The 15300-nt window shown below is 60.3% G+C and carries 13 protein-coding genes and 1 other RNA gene; 4 read left to right on the plus strand and 10 right to left on the minus strand.

What is annotated here, in order from left to right; translation table 11 throughout:
* Positions 1–7: 7 nt before the first annotated feature.
* The 4 genes from ACZ6JE_RS06765 (at position 8) to ACZ6JE_RS06780 (ending at position 4386) form a co-directional block, all read left to right on the plus strand.
* Positions 8–1141, plus strand: coding sequence for a glycosyltransferase family 4 protein (locus ACZ6JE_RS06765; RefSeq protein WP_464318524.1), 1134 nt, complete (start codon positions 8–10; stop codon positions 1139–1141).
* Positions 1138–2376: a lipopolysaccharide biosynthesis protein gene (locus ACZ6JE_RS06770; protein WP_464318525.1), complete on the plus strand. Its 1239-nt coding sequence runs from the start codon at positions 1138–1140 to the stop codon at positions 2374–2376. Before ACZ6JE_RS06765 ends, ACZ6JE_RS06770 begins: the two co-directional genes overlap by 4 nt.
* 26 nt (positions 2377–2402) lie before the next feature.
* A complete protein-coding gene (locus ACZ6JE_RS06775) occupies positions 2403–3140 on the plus strand; it encodes a glycosyltransferase (RefSeq protein WP_464318526.1) in 738 nt (245 codons plus the stop codon).
* 445 nt (positions 3141–3585) lie between these two features.
* Positions 3586–4386, plus strand: a complete 801-nt coding sequence (locus ACZ6JE_RS06780) for an O-antigen ligase family protein (protein WP_464318549.1) — start codon at positions 3586–3588, stop codon at positions 4384–4386.
* 1445 nt (positions 4387–5831) lie between these two features.
* Here ACZ6JE_RS06780 and ACZ6JE_RS06785 read toward each other — a convergent pair.
* The 10 genes from ACZ6JE_RS06785 to ACZ6JE_RS06830 form a co-directional block, all read right to left on the minus strand.
* Positions 5832–6944, minus strand: a complete 1113-nt coding sequence (locus tag ACZ6JE_RS06785; RefSeq protein ID WP_464318527.1) for an acyltransferase family protein — start codon at positions 6942–6944, stop codon at positions 5832–5834.
* A gap of 43 nt (positions 6945–6987) precedes the next feature.
* Positions 6988–8241 carry a nucleotide sugar dehydrogenase gene (locus ACZ6JE_RS06790; RefSeq protein WP_464318528.1) on the minus strand — a complete coding sequence of 418 codons (1254 nt, stop codon included), beginning with the start codon at positions 8239–8241 and terminating at the stop codon, positions 6988–6990.
* An 82-nt stretch (positions 8242–8323) separates the two neighbouring features.
* The gene (locus tag ACZ6JE_RS06795) at positions 8324–9373 is read right to left on the minus strand and encodes an LCP family protein (RefSeq protein ID WP_464318529.1); all 1050 of its coding nucleotides are present in this window, start codon (positions 9371–9373) and stop codon (positions 8324–8326) included.
* A 152-nt stretch (positions 9374–9525) separates the two neighbouring features.
* Positions 9526–9903, minus strand: a transfer-messenger RNA (tmRNA) gene (gene ssrA / locus ACZ6JE_RS06800).
* 96 nt (positions 9904–9999) lie between these two features.
* Positions 10000–10476: an SsrA-binding protein SmpB gene (gene smpB / locus ACZ6JE_RS06805; protein WP_192058255.1), complete on the minus strand. Its 477-nt coding sequence runs from the start codon at positions 10474–10476 to the stop codon at positions 10000–10002.
* A gap of 44 nt (positions 10477–10520) precedes the next feature.
* The gene (gene ftsX / locus ACZ6JE_RS06810) at positions 10521–11435 is read right to left on the minus strand and encodes a permease-like cell division protein FtsX (protein ID WP_192058257.1); all 915 of its coding nucleotides are present in this window, start codon (positions 11433–11435) and stop codon (positions 10521–10523) included.
* Positions 11432–12175, minus strand: coding sequence for a cell division ATP-binding protein FtsE (gene ftsE, locus ACZ6JE_RS06815; RefSeq protein ID WP_192058259.1), 744 nt, complete (start codon positions 12173–12175; stop codon positions 11432–11434). Before ftsE ends, ftsX begins: the two co-directional genes overlap by 4 nt.
* Before the next feature lie 134 nt (positions 12176–12309).
* Positions 12310–13416 (minus strand): peptide chain release factor 2, encoded by a 1107-nt coding sequence (prfB, locus tag ACZ6JE_RS06820; protein ID WP_243215107.1) that lies wholly within the window; start codon positions 13414–13416, stop codon positions 12310–12312.
* 11 nt (positions 13417–13427) lie between these two features.
* On the minus strand, positions 13428–14033 hold the full coding sequence (locus ACZ6JE_RS06825; RefSeq protein WP_464318530.1) for a hypothetical protein: 606 nt from the start codon (positions 14031–14033) through the stop codon (positions 13428–13430).
* A gap of 342 nt (positions 14034–14375) precedes the next feature.
* A complete protein-coding gene (locus ACZ6JE_RS06830; protein ID WP_243216417.1) occupies positions 14376–15284 on the minus strand; it encodes an SH2 domain-containing protein in 909 nt (302 codons plus the stop codon).
* Positions 15285–15300 lie beyond the last annotated feature (16 nt).

The following is a 15300-nucleotide window of genomic DNA, read 5'->3' on the forward strand; positions in this document are numbered from 1 at the left end:
GACGCAAATGACCGGACAGCTGCGTCGGCCCCGTGTTGCAGTCATCGGTCAGGTCATGGCTCACTACCGGGAAGCCGTGCACACGACGCTTGATGACAGCGAAGACTTTGATTTCGTCTTTGCGTCTGATCTGGATGGCAGCCACTACGGACTCGAGACGATGTCACCGTCCGCATTGCGCGAGCACATCCCGCTGAAAAACAAGTACTTAGGCCGTGCGACCTGGCAATCGGGCGTCCTACCGCTCGCCTTCTCAAGTAAATTTGATGTATTTATATTCACTGGCGATGCGTCAGTCCTAACAACGTGGCTAGCGTCAGCGATTGTTCGACTTCGGCGAAAGCCCGTCCTATATTGGACTATTGGATGGCACCGCCCAGAGAGCGGTGCTAAGTCCATCACTCGCAAGATGTTTTATCGGCTGGCGTCACGCCTCCTCGTCTACGGCAACACTGCAAAGGATTTGGGCACAGCGGCTGGATACCCGAATGACCGCATCACGGTCATCTATAACAGTGTCGGGTTTATGGATCGACTCGAGATCGAGAAGCGATCAGAGGAGAAAGACGGTTTTCCAGTCACCGTAGGGGCAATTGCCCGCCTCAAAGCCGCCAAACGGTTTGATCTTCTGATCCGGGCTGCGGCACTTCTGAAGGAGAATGGGCGGCCGATCCGCATAAAACTGGGAGGAGATGGGGAAGACTACAAGCGCTTAGCCAATCTCGCTCGTGAACTTGATGTGGACCTAGATCTTAAGGGTCCAATCTACGGCCACGAGGCAACGTTAGACTTTTACTCCACCCTTAGCGCCACTGTAATTCCTACCTATGCCGGCCTCAGTATTATTCAAAGCCTCAGTCATGGCGTGCCTGTCGTCACCGATGATGATATCTACGGCCAAGGTCCAGAATGGGAAGCGATCACAGAGAAGACTGGCGCTGTTTTTCAGCACGGAGAGGTCTCGTCGCTCGCTACAGCCCTGCAAGATGTTCTCGACGCGGTACAGACCAGCCCCGAAGACGTATCTGCCCGTTGCTTTGCCGAAGTGGAAGCGCGCTGGACAGCGGTCTCGCAAGCCGAGCGCATACTCAGTGGAATACGTATGGAGTACGACGCTCGAGAACTAAAACCCGTCAGATGAACATTTCTCGATTCTTATCCAATAAATTCGCCCAGCAATTCACATCAGTCCTGGGTGGCTACGCTGCCAGTTCGGTTATACGTGCAATAAGTCTGGTCCTACTCGCTCGGTCAGCGTTGCCAGCGAACTTCGGATTCTATGCCGCCGTAGCAGCAGCAATAGTCATACTGCAGGCAGTTTGTGATCTTGGACTGGCCAAACTCATACTTCGAGAGCAGAGCAAACTAGACGGGGCGAAAATTGTCTCTTCTGCTCTCCGAATCAATACGCGGCTGTCAATTGTCTTAGCCATAACATCATTCCTAATCCTATTCACTGCCGGGACGGTGGTAGATCCCCGTTTCTACGCACTCCTACCATTGTCGATCGCCGCGGCGGCAGAGAAAAATGCAGATACATTTCTGAGTGTTGCTATCGCCAATGAGCGCGCCCTGATCAATACAGTCAATCTAATCACGCGACGCGGTCTGTCACTTATATCATTCCTAGTGATGTTGGCCCTAGACATCGACGCGCTGCTCGCGTTTGCCGCCAGCGAACTCCTAGCAGCCCTCGTTGGCGCCGTACTTGCGCGCCGATACGTGGCAGGCGCAGTTAGCGCACCCCCCACGGTCAGGTTCTCTCAAGTGGCTCGGGTAGGTCTGCCCTTCTGGTCTAACTCCCTGGCTGTTCAGGCACGCAACTTTGACGTAGTAATAGTCTCGGCTGCTACGGGAACAACCCAGGCTGGATTTTATGCGTCTGCTACCCGTCTCACCGGACCCCTACAGCTTGTAGCAAGCGCCGCAGCGACAGTTCTTTTGCCTTTCGCAACGCGAAGTCAGGCTCGACTTCGCGTTGTTCATGCATCACTGTTCTTTCTCGTTGCGTCTAGCATAATTTACATCTGTTTGGCACTCGTTGTGCCGGCGGTGGTGCCACTAGTCCTTGGTAACGCCTACAGGCCCTCCATAGGCGTCATTCAGATCATCCTTGTTGGTCTACCCTTTGCCTCACTCTCAGCTCTACTGACATCTGCTCTCCAAGGCTGGGGCCAGGCAAACATTGCTGCTTTTGTCGCCGCTGGATTCACTCTTCTGTGCCTTACTGCAGTTCTCGTCGGGGCCTCGACATTCGATGCCATTGGTGCATCTACGGGCCTCAGCTTCGCATACATCACGCAAGCGGCCGTTCTGGTAATTTTGACATTGCAACGAGCCAAAGCGTCGGCAAACTTGGGGGGAAAAGAGCTATGAGCGACCGTGTCCGCGTCAGTGTTTGTATGGCCACCTACAATGGGTCGCGATACCTTAGAGCACAAGTTGAATCTATTCTGCAGCAACTTGAGTCTGGAGATGAGGTCGTCGTTGTCGATGACATGTCTGAAGACAACACTATTGAAGTGCTCGAGTCGTTTAGAGATGCACGGATAATCATCCTAAGAAACTCAAGCAACCTCGGACATGTCCTATCGTTTGAACGAGCCATGAGATCCGCGTCGGGAGACGTTGTCATGCTTAGCGATCAGGACGATATCTGGGTTGCCGGACGCGTTGATTACCTACTCGATGCACTGAAGTCGGGACAAATGGTGGCATCCAACTTTGATCTATTACCCCCGGCTCATCAGGTCGGCAAGGAGCTCCGACTCTCCGGACAGTCGAGTGGCCTGCAAAATCTTATTGGTTTAGGACTTGGAAAAGTCCCGTACTACGGCTGCACGATGGCATTCTCAAAACGATTCGTTCAACTTGCTTTGCCATTCCCCGCTAAGACACGAGCACACGATCATTGGCTGGCAATTCTAGGCAACGTAAGCACTGATCTCGTCCATGCTCCGAAGGCCACTCTCCTTCGTAGAATACATGCGACTAATCTTTCGCCCAGAAGTCGGCGCGGCATGGGTCCTGTTCTTGCGACTCGGGCTCGTATGGGATGCCACCTCGTATCTGCCGTGATCCGAGTATCGTCACGAAGTATGCACCGAGAACGTAAGCCTGTATCGATAGAGAAGAACTAACATGTTCGCAATACCACTCGCCGCAGTTGGAATCGTGGCGGCTTTTCTGCTACCAAGACGTGTTGTCGTCCTGGTCTTGGGCCTAGTTCTGCCTATTGATTACATCACAGGAGTGGATCCACTCGCTCTTGATGGCCTCCGATATGGTCTTCTATTTGCACTCTTTATCCGGTCGCGACGAGATACCAATAGACACCGTCGAGAACTTCTGTACGCGTGTTTTGCTGGCCTCGTCTTCGTTGGTCTTGTATCCGTTCTCAAGGGCACGGATGGGAACGGGGAACAACTTGTACGAGGCGTGATTGGTATTCTGTCCGCCATCGCCGGCCTCATGCTCGCCCAACGGCAAGCTCTGCACGTTGACTTTTTGCGGGGCTTCGTGATCGGCATGACTGCAAGCGCTGTAGACATTATGTTGCAAGTATCCGGGCTACCCTTCCTCGGGATGCCCAGCGCATTCGGGTTCCGTTACTCCGGTTTTAGCTTTAATAGCACGACGCTTGCCCCTCTTCTTGCTACGGCGGCAGTCCTGACGCTCTCATCTTGGCTGTGGCCTAGCCGCAGCAGTAAGGCGTGGGCTTTATTTTTTTTGCTGAGACTTGTTGTCTTCGGTTTGCTTCTGGCTGGTCTCTATGAGAGTCAGGGGCGCGGGGGCGTTCTCTCCCTGGCTGTTGCTCTGGTAGCTATGCTCATCCACAAGAGTAGAAAGAGTCGCCTACGAGTGGTCCTATTGGCAGTGGTATCTGTAGCTATACTCGTGCGGTTCAGGGCTGACTTGGAGATCCTAATACTTAGGTCGGATTCGTCGGACGTGACGACTGGAAGGGGCCAACTTAACGCTTCAGCTTGGCAAGCTTTCCTATCGCAGCCTATTTTTGGCGCGACGCCTGAGCAACTAGCCTCTCTCAACCCTCATACCCCGTTTCTGACATTCGCCATCGAAGCAGGGATACTGGGTCTTCTTGTCACGACTGTCTTGACTTGTGCTCTCTTGATCGTGCTCTTCAGACGTTCTCGACCCGGCATGGAGCGTGTCTTTGCTGTCAGGTGCATGGCGATCATCATGTTGCTGACTTCATTGTTGGAACCCGATGGCTTTTATGTGGGCCTTGCCAAGGTCCTGCTGTTCTCGATAGTCCTCGGACAGGGCCTCTTGAGTCGGCAGAGCGATGCAGACGACTCCAATGCCCATAACTCTCGAAGCTCGGCGAGTCTGCGCATTTCCCCTTCGTCATCAGTCGTCTAGAACCTATTCTCCGACTTGCCCAGTTCGTGACTGTTAGAGATACATTCCTTCGAACGGGCTTGCATCTGAACAGCTCTCCGGACCCCATGTCCTTAGTTGCGTGTCGACTCGGCCTACGATCCGGTCCGATGTTTCATAATCTGGTCAATCGAACCCGGGTGGGGGTGATCACATGGTTGTGGTCAACGTTTCAATCGATCCGCACGGCCGATGTAACCTAGTTTCAGGATACGTTGAACCACTTAGCGAAGGGCTGGTTCGAGCTCAAGAATTGCGCTCCATGCTTGCAAGCTTCGGAGAGATCTAACGCCGGCTGCGCATCAACGGCGATGTCTCTCAGGGTCTTGCGGGAGAGGAGTCGGACGCTCGGTTTTGACCCGGCGTGTCTCGGGCGCCACTTCTTGCTCCAAGACCGTGGAGCGAATGCCTGACCGAACAGCTGGCCCCGCGAGCCTTGCTCGGCGGGACACTCGACTGCGTCGCCTGGGGGCTGCCCGAGGCGTTCGGGCAGGAAACTGGACCTGCTTGATTGCAAGCCTCGTAAGGTATGGATTCCCTCCGTGTGCACCGTGACCGCGGTGTTGTGGTCTGCGAGGTCCCAGCAGTTCCAGGTTCACGCGGACGGGCCTCATGGTCTCGACTTAATCCTTGATTTTTGTCGTGTCGCCGTGGTGACCCGGAATGGGTCGGTCCATGTCTTCGTTGACACCCTGGTGCGGGCGTGGGCAGCGAGCAGGCGTAGCCAGCGATGACGTGATCTGCTCCAGACCGACATCGCTGCTGGACATGCGGCCGGTCGCTCTAGGGCCCCGAAATAGTCAACGCCAAGGACAAAAACGTTAGAAGACCTGAGGCAGTCACAATCGCTCTTGCAATCCGAACGTCGGGGGCAAATAGCGGGCAACGCCATCATCCGTCCTCGGACCACGTAGATGACGACCTCAGAGTCGTCCTCAACCGTATCAACCGCACGACTATTCTCCGTTGGCAGCAGAGCAAGCAACTTGCCGGAATTAGGTTGCAATCCAATTGGTCGGCAGGCCGAGAAGGCGATGTCGCTATGAGTTCGTTCTCGCAGTCGGGGATGTTTCTGCGTGGGATGGGGGCCTGGCTGGTGCAGCTAATTAACCCGGGTCCGGCATAAGCCGAACACTCAGAGAACGAGAAGGAGTTTCATCGGCCGATTCAGCCTCGTCGTTCCCGAATTGCCGGTACGTGACTGAGCCGGGTTGCTTACCGCGCCGCGGTTACATACCAACTAGTAGCTCCGCTGTCCTCAGTGAGGACTTCGTATGGATGGTCTGGAATTACGAACACTCTGTAACCATCACCTGCACCGAAGAGAGAAGCCCCTCGGGTGGCACGATCGCCGCAGCCCACGGTGACCACATCTTCGTCAAGGCATATTTACACGGTAGAGAGTTACCGTAATTGAGTTTGCTTCCCTAAATGGGAATATCGGCTGTTCGAAGTGAGTACCTTTTTAGCTTCAGGGCTGGTCGCTCAACAAGCCACCATGAACCAAGTGCTACGGCTACAGTGCCAGACAGCAGCAGCCCCACTGCCGCCTCCCCGCTTAGTAGTGAATCTACACCCAAGAAAATTACTGTATTAATCAAAACTTGATGCCAAAGGTAGGCACTGAAACTCAAGTCACCGAGCCTGCTTGTAAAACGGCTCAGCACTTTGGGGCCCTTAATTCCCAGCCACATAGCCGCATATGCGAGGGGAATCGCCGATGCTGCGTTGACGAGCAGATCCAGCCGAGGCGAATCCCCCAGTCCGTTGACAGTGATTACAAAATAAAGTGCGACAGCCAGCAATGCGACGTCACCTCGCCAGACAAAACGATCAGCTACACGCAATAGAAGCATTCCAATAGCGAAATAGATGAGATACGGCGCAAATGTCAAACCAAACAAAAGCCAGACACGAGAGCCTGCCGCATTGCCACCCGCCGCCGAATATGCAAATAGGCTGCAAAAGGCTAGGACTATAACGATGATCATCATCCTCGTCCAGCCAATCTTCTTACTTAGCCTGACAAGAAGAGGCACTATCACGTAGAAGGAGACTTCCACTGGTATTGTCCACAAACTGCTATTGATAATACCAGAGCCGAAATCCCCTACGGCTGAAGGATTGTAAACTGGAGCAAATATCGCATAAGACGCAGTGACGGCTAGAAAATCTGCTGGCGTCCAGTCAGTGAGAACCCCTAGAACTGCAAGAATGATAAAAGTACCAGCGAGGCAGAGATAAAGGGCCGGCGCGATCCTCAAGAACCGATTGAGGTAAAATTCCCTCCATCGACGTCCGGTAGACGCTGCTTTCTCGCCAGATGCGTAGACCAACATCCCGCTGAGAATGAAGAAGAGCGGCACGCCCCCTGAAAACCAGAAGTTATTATCGCGAGTAACCCATAGAAACGTTGTGTCCAAGTAGTAGACGACATGATGAACGACAACCGTTATCGCGGCCAGTAGTCGTAAAAAGTCGAAGTTGTTCTGGCGCGGCAAGACCGAGCCGGACACCTCACGGACCACGTTGTTATTCATGCAGTTATCCCTGCCGACGTCGTCTCAGCCGCCACGAACACGGTTACAATCTCTCCACGTTGCCGCCGGAGGTAACATTTCGAGCGTCAAAGACCGGAATTCCCGAACCCGAAACGACCTCCAAGTCGACATCGTCGTGGTTCGTCAAAATCACGACTAGGTCCGCGCCGCTTACCGCGTCGCCGACCGACAGCGGTCTCCCTACAAGGGCGGGCCAGCGATGATCCTCCACATGTGAATCCACTGCTGTCACTTTTGCTCCAAGCTCCAGAAGAAGTTCGATAACCCGCATAGACGGAGCTTCTCTGATGTCACCGGTATTCGGTTTGTAAGCCAGACCGATCAGGCTGATCTCTGCTCCACGAACCGACTTGGATCGCTCATTCAGCATCGTCATAATGCGCTGCACGACATAGTCGGGCATATGGTCGTTAACATCGTTCGCCAACTCGACAAAGCGGAAGCTCTTACCGAGCTGCTTGCGCACCTGCCACGAGAGGTAGCTGGGGTCGACGGGAAGGCAGTGGCCACCCACGCCGGGGCCAGGAGTGAACTTCATGAACCCGAAGGGCTTGGAGGAAGCAGCCTCGATGCTCTCCCAGACATCGACACCCAGTTGGTGCGCGAAGATGGCCAGCTCGTTGACCAGTGCGATGTTGACATGCCGGAAGGTGTTCTCGAGTAGTTTCGTCAGCTCTGCTTCCTTGGTGCCCGACACAGGAACAGTCGTGTCAACAAGCTGATCGTAGAAAGCCTGCACATACTTCAGCGAGACTGGGTTGATGCCAGAGACCACCTTCGGTGTCTCTCGGAAACCCCAAACCTTGTTGCCAGGGTCGATCCGTTCGGGGCTGTATCCGACGAAGAAATCAGAACCCGCAACAAGGCCAGATCCGTCTTCAAGAATAGGAACAAGCAACTCGACCGTCGTTCCCGGGTAGGTGGTCGATTCAAGAACGACGGTGGCACCCTGACGCAGGAATGGCGCCAATGACGCAGCTGACTGCTCAATGAAGCTCAAGTCGGGAAGTGAGTCGCGGAGAGGAGTCGGGACGGTGATGACCGCTATGTCGAAGCCCTCCACATCGGCGTAGTCCGTCGTCGCGAGATAGCGCCCACTCGCGGACGCGGAAGCGAGAGTCGCGTCTGAAATGTCGTCAACGTAGGAGAATCCGGTTTGCAACAGGTCAATACGGTTTTTGTCGAGATCGATGCCGACGACATCGTGGCCGACCTCGACCGCCCTCATGGCGACTGGCAACCCGACATAACCTTGGCCGACGACAACTGTCTTCATATTATTGCTCTCTGTAGAGGTGGCCGCGCGACGGCGACGCACCTTATACGGGTTGTGGTGTAGGTACGGTGGAGGTAACTGGTTACTGCGCTATCGGCAGATCAGCCAACGAGTCATCTGCGAGCCCCGCCTTGAGAGCGTCTAGGCCAGCCTGGTCGACGTTGACGATCGACTGGCCCCCGACGGACCCTGTTCCAGCAGTTGGCACGGTGAAGAAGTGCATGTTCGCCCGATCCATCGATCTAAGGCTGAGCGCCAGCGAGGCGATCGTTCCGACGTCGAACTCTCTATCGACTGTCAGGTACGGCGACATTGCAGTAACGAAGTCCGAAACCTTACCTGGGTCGGTCAGGGTCGAGCGGTTGAGGATGGTATTTGCCAGACCTCGGACGAACGCCTGCTGGTTCTTGACCCTCGTGAAGTCAGAGTCAGCGAAGGCGTGTCTTTCACGAACGAAGGCGAGCGCTGCATCACCCTCAAGTCTCGTGGAACCAGCGGGGTAGGAGAATTCGCCAGAACTAAATGCCTGCTCCGAGACGACGTCGACTCCGCCCAAGGCCGTCGTCATGCCCTTGAATCCTTCGAAATCGATGATGGCCACATGGTCGATTCGCACACCCAGGAGCTGCTCGACCGTTTGAACTGTCAACGGGGAACCGCCATACGCGAAGGCAGCGTTAATTTTATTTGGACCATAGCCAGGGATGTCAACGTACAAATCGCGCATTATCGACATGACGTATACATTCTCGCGGTCGGCGTCGACATGGAGCAGCATCATGGAATCAGTCCGCTGGTTCGATCCAGTGTCGTCATCGATCGTCGTAGGGTCTGCCCGGGAGTCCGAACCCATCAGCAGGATGTTCATGGCGCCGTCGGTCGTCGCCTCGGGCCGCGTGGACTCCTCCGGGAACGCCTGGGGGATCTTCGTCGCGTTGTCGTTGAACGAGTCGGCGAGGCGGGAGGCGTACACGCCTCCGACGACACCGACGGCCACCAGAGCGGCGACGAGCACCGCCGCCACCACGATGAAGAAGACCGCGACCTTCGACAGCCGACGCTTGCGCTTGCGCTTGCCGACGGGAGCGGGATCGTTCTCGTCGTTCGACGTCAGCGTGAAGATGTCGCTCATACTTACGGCTCCCCTGGCTCGTGGTCACGGATCTCGGCCCGAGCTCTCACGACTATAACGTGAGGGCGACTGATCTTCGAAGACGGGACGACGAACGCCCCGCCTGAGTCAGGCGGGGCGTTCGTGATCCGACGGAGTGTGACAGCGGCCGATGGTGGAGATGGGGGGAATTGAACCCCCGTCCATCGCTGAGATTGCACGCATTCTACGGGCGTAGCCAGATGAGACGTTCTGCTCGGCCCCGACCTTTGCTACTGGCTTCTAGGTCGACGGGCCCAGCCCGAGTGAAAGTCCCGCGTGACCCTCAGGCGTAGTCACGCAGCAAGCCCTCTAGATGACGTCAGGCTCTGGTTAGAAGGCGGTCACCAGACTGACGGACTCCATGTGGCTCTACTGCTTACGCAGCGAGAGCGAAGTCAGTGCGCTTGTTATTGGCACTTATTGTTTTCCAGAGATCGTTTACGAGATAACCCTGGATCCTCGGCCCGCTTCTCGTTCGCACACAGGCGATGTCGAAACCGATCATCCCCATGAGGGGCCGTTGTCACACTCTGTGGAGTTGTCGTGATGGAGCCGACCGCGGTGTTCTGCGGCCTTCCAGTGTAAGGCACGCCATGCCTCCTCGGCTACTCCCCCAGGTGCTTGCGCGCCGAGATCGCGGCCTGCGCCTCACGCGTCGCCGTGCGCTCGCGCAGCGTCTGACGCTTGTCGTACTCGCGCTTGCCCTTGGCCACGGCGATCTCGACCTTGGCCCGGCCGTCGCTGAAGTAGATCTTGAGCGGCACGATCGTGAACCCGCCCTCTTTGGTCTTCTGGCCGATCTTGTCGATCTCCTGGCGGTGCAGCAGCAGCTTGCGCTTGCGCCGCGGCGCGTGATTGTTCCAGGTGCCCTCGGTGTACTCGGGGATATGCACCGCGTCGAGCCAGGCCTCGTTCGCATCGACGAACGCGTAGCCGTCGACCAGCGACGCCCTGCCCTGCCGGAGCGACTTCACCTCGGTGCCGCTCAGCACGATGCCGGCCTCGTAGGTGTCTTCGATCGTGTAGTCGTGGCGCGCGCGGCGGTTGGTGGCCACGACCTTCTCGCCGCGTTCTTTCGCCACAGGTGCCTCCTGCAGGCATCTGCTTCTGGGGCTCCGCTAGCGGATCAGACCTTGAGGTACCGGCGGATGGCGATGTTGGCCGAGAGGGCCGCGAGCACGATGCCGACCAGGATGACCAGCGGGACGACCAGTGCGGTGTCGCGCAGGCCGACGAACGGGGTGCCCACGAAGTTCACCGCCAGATAGCCCTTCACGAAGAAGTTGACGATCGCGACGATCGCACCGCCCGCGAGCAGGGATCCGATCAGCGCGGCGATCACCCCCTCGAGGATGAACGGCGTCTGGATGAACGTGTTCGACGCACCCACCAGCCGCATGATGCCGAGCTCTCGCCGCCTGCTGAAGGCGCTCAGCCGGATGGTCGTCGCGATCAGCAGGACGGCGGCGATCAGCATCAGCACGGCGATGCCGATGGCCGTGTAGCTGGCGGCGTTCAGCACCGAGAAGATCGGGTCGAGGTAGGCCCGCTGGTCGACGACGCTCTGCACCCCGGCGAGACTCGAGAGGCTCTCGGTGAGGACGTCCGACTGGGTCGGGTCCTTCAGGTTGACCCAGAAGGTCTCGTTCAGGTACGACGGCTGCACGAACTCGGTCGCGGGGCTGTCGGCGAACTGCGTCGTAAAGCGGTCGTAGGCGTCTTGCTGCGTCTCGAAGTACGAACGGTCGACGAACGGCTGCAGCACCTCGGAGTCGAGCTGCGCCTGCACCGCGTCGATCTGGTCTTGCGTGGCCTTCGCGCCCGTGCAGTTGCCGGTCGTGTCGGTGTCGGTGCAGAGGTACACCGCCACCTGGGCCTTGTCGTACCAGTAGCCCTTCATCTGATTGATCTGCATCTGCAGCAGCGCCGCCGTACCGACGAAAGTCAGCGAGATGAAGGTCACGAGCACGACGGCGACGACCATCGAGACGTTGCGCCGCAGGCCGCTGCCGACTTCGCTGAGGACGAGTCCGAGTCTCATTCGTCGGCCCCTCTCAGGCTCAGGTCTTCGACCCCGATGGCTTGGATGGGCACCGCCTGCGTCTGGTAGCCGCCCTCGCGCTCGTCGCGCAGGATGTTGCCAGCGCTGAGCTCGATGACGCGACGCTGCATCTGGTCGACGATGCCGGCGTCGTGGGTGGCCATGATGACGGTGGTGCCGCCGGAGTTGATCCGCTCGAGCAGAGTCATGATGCCGGCGCTGGTCGAGGGGTCGAGGTTACCGGTCGGCTCGTCGGCGAGGAGGACGGCGGGCTTGTTGACGATCGCCCGGGCGATGGCCACGCGCTGCTGCTCGCCACCGGAGAGCTCGTGCGGCAGACGGTGCTGCTTGCCGACCAGACCGACCATCTTCAGCACGTCGGGGACGGCCTCCTGGATGAAGCCCTTGCTCTTGCCGATCACCTGCAGGCTGAACGCGACGTTGTCGAACACGTTCTTCTGCGGCAGCAGCCGGAAGTCCTGGAAGACCACGCCGATGTTGCGACGGAAGTACGGCACCTTGCGGCTCGAGAGCGTGCTGAGACGCTGCCCGAGCACGTGGATCTGCCCCGCCGACGGCTTCTCCTCCTTCAGCACGAGCCGGAGGAAGCTCGACTTGCCAGAGCCGCTGGCCCCGACCAGAAAGACGAACTCGCCCTTGAGGATCTCGAGGGTGACCGCGTTGAGCGCCGGTCGGGGATTGCCGACGTAGACCTTGGTGACTTCATCAAACCGAATCATGACGGTGGCTACCCTAAGCGCCAGCCCCGGTGATCACCGCAGCGACGCGCACGCCCGGGGGCTATGAATCCCCTGGGATGCCGAGGAGGCGCGGTGCCGGTCGGCGGGCAGCGGCGGCGGCTCAGGAGCGTGCGTCAGGAGTCGTCGCGCTTGCGCCAGCGGATGCCCGCCGAGATGAAGCCGTCGAGGTCGCCGTCGAAGACGTTCGACGGGTTGTTGACCTCGTGCTCGCTGCGCAGGTCTTTGACCATCTGGTACGGCGCGAGCACGTAGCTGCGGATCTGGTCGCCCCAGCTGGCGGTGATGTTGCCGGCGAGCTCTTTCTTCTTCGCGTTCTCCGCCTCCTTCTGGAGGAGCAAGAGTCGGGACTGCAGCACGCGCATGGCGGCGGCCCGGTTCTGGATCTGGCTCTTCTCGTTCTGCATCGAGACGACCGTGCCCGTGGGGATGTGCGTCAGGCGGACGGCCGAGTCGGTCGTGTTGACGGACTGACCACCGGGCCCGGACGACCGGAAGACGTCGACGCGGATGTCGTTCTCGGGGATCTCGATCGACTCGGTCTCCTCCATCAGAGGGATGACCTCGACCGCGGCGAAGCTCGTCTGACGCTTGCCCGCGGCCCCGAACGGGCTCATGCGGACGAGCCGGTGCGTGCCCGCCTCGACGCTGAGGGTGCCGAAGGCGTAGGGCGCGTCGATCTCGAAGGTGGCGCTCTTGATGCCGGCCTCTTCGGCGTAGCTGGTGTCCATCACGGTCGCCGACATGCCGTGCTTCTCGGCGTAGCGGAGGTACATGCGCAGCAGCATCTCGGCGAAGTCGGCGGCGTCGACCCCGCCGGCGCCGGCGCGGATCGTGATGACGGCGGGCCGCGGGTCGTACTCGCCGTCGAGCAGGGTCTGCACCTCGAGGGTGTCCATCATCTTCTGCAGGGCCTTGAGCTCGACCTGCGCCTCGTCGGCGCTCTCTTGATCGTCGCCGTCGTTGGCCATCTCGACCAGCACCCCGAGGTCGTCGAGGCGCTGCTCGGTCGTCTCGAGCTTCTCCAGCTCGGCCTGGCGGTGGCTGAGCGCGCTCGTGACCTTCTGCGCGTTCTCCGTGTCGTCCCACAGGTCGGGGGCGGACGCCTTCTCGCTGAGCTCGGCGATCTCGGCCACCAGACGGTCTTGCCCGATCACCGCGCGGATGTCTTCGAACGTGGCCCGGAGGGCGGCAATCTGCTCAGAGAAATCCAGTGCGATCATGGTGACCGAGCTTACCGGGCGCGGCCGACACCCGCGTCTCGCAGGGCCAGGTCGGCCAGTCGCCTCACCGCGTCGACGTCGCCCGCCCGCCAGGCGGCGACCGGGTTCGAGGTCACGGCCGCGAGTTCGCGCGCGTCGAGCGTCGACAGCGCCCGCAGGGCGAGCAGGTCGTCGCCGCCAGGGCCGCGCAGCAGGGCCGACACCGAGGAGGCGCGGCGCACGAACGCGATCCGTCGCCTCAGCCACGTCAGCAGGATCACCACGACGGGCAGACCCGCGACCAGGAGGCCGACCACGAGGGAGGCGGTGCCCACCGCCTCCTGCTGGTCCCGCCCTGCAGCCACCAGCGTCGACGCCGCGTCGCTCGCACCGATGAACGGGCGCCCCGCGGCCTCGCCCACGAGCGGCAGACCCGAGATCGACTCGGCCGCATCGCCCATCGACTGCTGGAAGCCCAGCCCCGCGTCTTCGACCCGACGCCCCAGCTCGGCGAACGTCCGGACGAACGCCGCCGCCGTGAGACCGGCCACGACCGCCGCGACCAGGAGCGCGAGCGCCACGACGTCGGAGGTGATCTGACGCGCACGGACCGCCGTCGACGCCGAATAGAGCTGCATCGCCCCAGTCTGCCCGCCCTGCGCGTGCGCGCGCTCTCGCGCTCCGCGCGCCGCGCGCCGCGCGCCCCGCGCCCCGCGGCGAGCCACCCCCGCATCGAAGTGACCCGTCCGGGGCATCCGCTGCCCCGCAGGGGTCCCGACGGGTCACCTCGATTCGCGGCGAGCGAGGTAGCCGCGATACGCGCCGCACCGCACCGCCCGGCACCGCACCGCCCGGCACCGCACCGCACCTCCCCGCACCGCACCTCCCCGCCTTCGCACTGCCCCGCACCTCCCCGGCACCACACCACCATCGAAGTGACCCGACCGGGCCATCCGACGCCCCGCAGGGGTTCCGACGGGTCACCTCGATTCGCAGCGAGCGAGGTATCGACGGATCCGGGCCGTGAGGACGGCCGCGGCTGCGCCGTACAGGTCGTCACGACTGACCAGCACGACGCGCCAGCCCTCGTCCTCGAAGCGCTCGCGGCGGGCCAGGTCGTAGCGCCATGTCTCCAGATCGGTGCGATGGTGATCGCCCTGGTACTCGAGTGCGAGTCGGCAGCACCCGTAGCTGAGATCGGGCTTGCCGAGATACGACCCGTCCGCCGCGTACCGCTTGACGTTGACCTCGGGCTCGGGCAGCCCCGCCCGCACGATCAGCAGCCGGAGGTCCGTCTCCTGCGGCGAGTCGACCCCCGGCCGCACGAGCTCGAGCGCCTCCCTGAGCCGCCGGATGCCAGGGCGACCCCGCACCGACGCCGCCGCCTGCAGAGTCGTGACGGGGAGCTCACGCGCGAACGCGTGGCTCGACCACGACCCGGCCATCGCGTCACCGAGACGGACCAGGTCGTCGAGGCCGATGTCGTTCGCCGCCTGCACGAGCGCGTCGACCGGGTCGGCCACCGGGAGACCGCCGATGTCGTGGAGCGTGGCGGGGACGAGGCGGTGGCCGACGACACCGGCCCGACGACGCTGGCGGGATCGAGTCGTGCCGATGTGCAGAGGCCCGGGCTCGGAGCGGCGGGGAGTCGGCAGCCCGGCGAGCGCGAGCGCCGTCTCATGGGCGAAGTACTCGTCGAGGCGCAGCAGGGGTGCGAACTCGCGACACCGGCCGACCAGCCCCTCGGCCTGCGACGGCGACCGGACACCGTGGAAGGGCGAGCGGAGATCGTGGGCCCGGAGGCGGTGGGGCGCGACGCCGTGCGACAGCGCCGTCGCCGTCGAGAACGGGCCCCGGGCCAGTGGCGGAGGCAGAGGACGTGGGTGCATGGGGCCATGCTCGCTC

The organism is Frigoribacterium sp. AC759 (assembly GCF_979256015.1).

Bases quoted from the DNA above. Each gene is read 5' to 3' on its own strand.
- ACZ6JE_RS06765 (WP_464318524.1), top strand. From the start codon at position 8: ATGACCGGACAGCTGCGTCGGCCCCGTGTTGCAGTCATCGGTCAGGTC.
- ACZ6JE_RS06770 (WP_464318525.1), top strand. From the start codon at position 1,138: ATGAACATTTCTCGATTCTTATCCAATAAATTCGCCCAGCAATTCACA.
- ACZ6JE_RS06775 (WP_464318526.1), top strand. From the start codon at position 2,403: ATGGCCACCTACAATGGGTCGCGATACCTTAGAGCACAAGTTGAATCT.
- ACZ6JE_RS06780 (WP_464318549.1), top strand. From the start codon at position 3,586: ATGCCCAGCGCATTCGGGTTCCGTTACTCCGGTTTTAGCTTTAATAGC.
- ACZ6JE_RS06785 (WP_464318527.1), bottom strand. From the start codon at position 6,944: ATGAATAACAACGTGGTCCGTGAGGTGTCCGGCTCGGTCTTGCCGCGC.
- ACZ6JE_RS06790 (WP_464318528.1), bottom strand. From the start codon at position 8,241: ATGAAGACAGTTGTCGTCGGCCAAGGTTATGTCGGGTTGCCAGTCGCC.
- ACZ6JE_RS06795 (WP_464318529.1), bottom strand. From the start codon at position 9,373: ATGAGCGACATCTTCACGCTGACGTCGAACGACGAGAACGATCCCGCT.
- ftsX (WP_192058257.1), bottom strand. From the start codon at position 11,435: ATGAGACTCGGACTCGTCCTCAGCGAAGTCGGCAGCGGCCTGCGGCGC.
- ftsE (WP_192058259.1), bottom strand. From the start codon at position 12,175: ATGATTCGGTTTGATGAAGTCACCAAGGTCTACGTCGGCAATCCCCGA.
- prfB (WP_243215107.1), bottom strand. From the start codon at position 13,416: ATGATCGCACTGGATTTCTCTGAGCAGATTGCCGCCCTCCGGGCCACG.
- ACZ6JE_RS06825 (WP_464318530.1), bottom strand. From the start codon at position 14,033: ATGCAGCTCTATTCGGCGTCGACGGCGGTCCGTGCGCGTCAGATCACC.
- ACZ6JE_RS06830 (WP_243216417.1), bottom strand. From the start codon at position 15,284: ATGCACCCACGTCCTCTGCCTCCGCCACTGGCCCGGGGCCCGTTCTCG.